The sequence below is a fragment of the Sanguibacter massiliensis genome (assembly GCF_900240335.1).
Classification (GTDB): domain Bacteria; phylum Actinomycetota; class Actinomycetes; order Actinomycetales; family Cellulomonadaceae; genus Flavimobilis; species Flavimobilis massiliensis.
The window spans coordinates 1-2044 of the sequence record NZ_LT964990.1 but is presented as its reverse complement, the minus strand read 5'-3'; the positions used below and the strand labels follow the sequence as shown (position 1 = coordinate 2044).

Sequence of the window (2044 nt, the reverse complement as noted above, 5' to 3'; positions counted from 1 at the left end):
GGCCCTCACGATGTCGGCGTTGAAGGGGTCGATCCGCAGGATCGTCACGATGCGGTCACCGGGGCGATCTGAGATGCAACGGCGGTCGCGAGCGCGAGGTGCGCATCCACGGACTTGGTGCGGCGGGGGCGGGCGGCGGGGTGGGGTGCGGGCCGGCGCAACACGGGGCAGAGCGTCCGCAGGATGCGGGCGTGCGCGGATGTCCACAGGACGGGGGAGTGGGCGGCGCGTCCACAGGAATGCGCGCTCGCCAGTGAGATGGCTGTGCAGGTGCGGGAGTCTCTGCGCATGCGAAAGCTCCCTCGTGGTTATCGGCCCCCCGGCGCGCACCGGTTGACCGGCGTCTTCACCGTCGCCATGGCGTACGCCGACGGCGTCACACGCGCGCAGGCGCGGCACCGACTCGCCTCCGGGGAGTGGCGGGCCGGCGTGGGCGACGGGATCCGGCTCGACTCCGATGTCCCGCACCGGCTCGCGCCGCTCGTCGCGGCGATGCTCACGTGGACCGACGGGGTCCTCCTCCGTGAGAGCGCCGCGATCGCGCACGGCCTGGCGATCGACGTCCCCGTCCTTCCCGTGCACGTCTGGGTGCCCGCCAACCGTCGTCCCCGAGCCGGCATGGTGCCGCACCGGTACGACCTCGACCCCGACGACGTCGTCGCGCTTCCCTACGGACGTGCGACGTCACGTGTGCGAACAATCCACGACGTCCACGCGCACCTGCCCGCGCGGCAGGTCGACGAGCTCATCGCGTTGAGCATCATCCGGGGTGACGTCACGAGCGCGTCGCTCGAGGAGCACCGGCGGGCGCGCCCGGGCTGCTGGGGCAACGGGCAGCTCGCGCGACTGTCCGACGAGACGCGGGACGGAGCGCTCAGCCATCCTGAGCGTGTCGTCGTCTCGCTGCTACGCCGCGCGAAGATCCGCGGCTGGACCCTCAACACGCCGGTGCACGACGAGCGTGGGCTCATCGGTGTCGTCGACGTGCTGTTTGACGAGTGTCGTCTCGCGATCGAGATCAACGGATACGCGTACCACTCGGTCGCGGGATTCGAACGCGACCACGAGAAGATCAACCGTCTCGCGCTCCAGGGATACACGCACCTGGCGTTCACGGCGCGCGCGGTGCAGGACCGTCCCGACCGCGTCATCGAGCAGATCCACGAGGCGCTGGCGCGCCTCCGCCGCGAGTAGCGCCGGCGCTCCGCCGCAGCGAGTAGCGCTGGCCCCTCCGCAGGCGAGGAATCCGCACGGATGGTTGCTCGGAGCAGCCATCCGCGCGGATTCCTCGGAGAGGGGGCGGGCGTCAGATGAAGTAGAGCGGGTCGAACTCTTCGATCGGGATGATGCGGACGCGCGGCAGCGGTGCGTTGAACGCTGCGACGTCGTACTCGAGGTCGAAGAACTCCACGCCGCGCTCGCCGAGCTCGGCCATCCGCGAGTTGACGAACTCACGGAAGCACAGGACGCCGATGCGGCGGCCGGGCGTGATGAGCGCCTCGAGCTGCGGGATGAAGTCGCCGTCGTGGCTCGCGAGGAGGATGTCGGCGTCGCGGGGGACGAGCGCCTCGAGGGTGCGCTGGATACCCATGTCGACGACCTTGAGGCCCGGGCCGCCCGAGAGGGGGACGGGCGTGTAGCCCATCGCGAGCAGCGCCTGGACGAACGGCATCGGCATGGTGCCCGATGTCGCGTTGAGGAAGAACAGCGGGTGGACCGGCTGGCCCCACGCCTGCTCGGCGTGCTCGGTGATGCGGTCCCAGCGCGGTCGCTCGTCGGGGCTCGGACGGTGCCCGAGGACATTGACGCCGAGGGTGGCGTCGATGTTCTCACCGTCGACGAGGAGGTAGGTCTTGCGAGGGGCTGCGCCGGGGGTCATGCCCCCAGCGTAGCGGCGCCCCGGCTAGCCCCCCCCGTCGCGCGCCAAGAATCCGGGCAGATGGCTACTGGCACTAGCCATCAGCGCGGATTCCTGGGAATGGCCGAGGCGGGCCGGGGCGGGGGGGGGGCAAGAATTCGGGCAGATGGCTACTGGGAGTAGCCA

Annotated in this window: 2 protein-coding genes; one reads left to right on the top strand and one right to left on the bottom strand. The window is 70.7% G+C overall.

What is annotated here, in order from left to right:
• Positions 1-288: 288 nt before the first annotated feature.
• Complete coding sequence (locus C1729_RS14135; protein ID WP_165375533.1) at positions 289-1194, top strand: endonuclease domain-containing protein; 906 nt, start codon at positions 289-291, stop codon at positions 1192-1194.
• 112 nt (positions 1195-1306) lie between these two features.
• Here C1729_RS14135 and C1729_RS14130 read toward each other — a convergent pair whose 3' ends face one another.
• Complete coding sequence (locus C1729_RS14130) at positions 1307-1879, bottom strand: NYN domain-containing protein (RefSeq protein WP_102510783.1); 573 nt, start codon at positions 1877-1879, stop codon at positions 1307-1309.
• Positions 1880-2044 lie beyond the last annotated feature (165 nt).

Coding starts and splice junctions, on each gene's coding strand:
- C1729_RS14135 (WP_165375533.1), top strand. CDS start 289: ATGCGAAAGCTCCCTCGTGGTTATCGGCCCCCCGGCGCGCACCGGTTG.
- C1729_RS14130 (WP_102510783.1), bottom strand. CDS start 1,879: ATGACCCCCGGCGCAGCCCCTCGCAAGACCTACCTCCTCGTCGACGGT.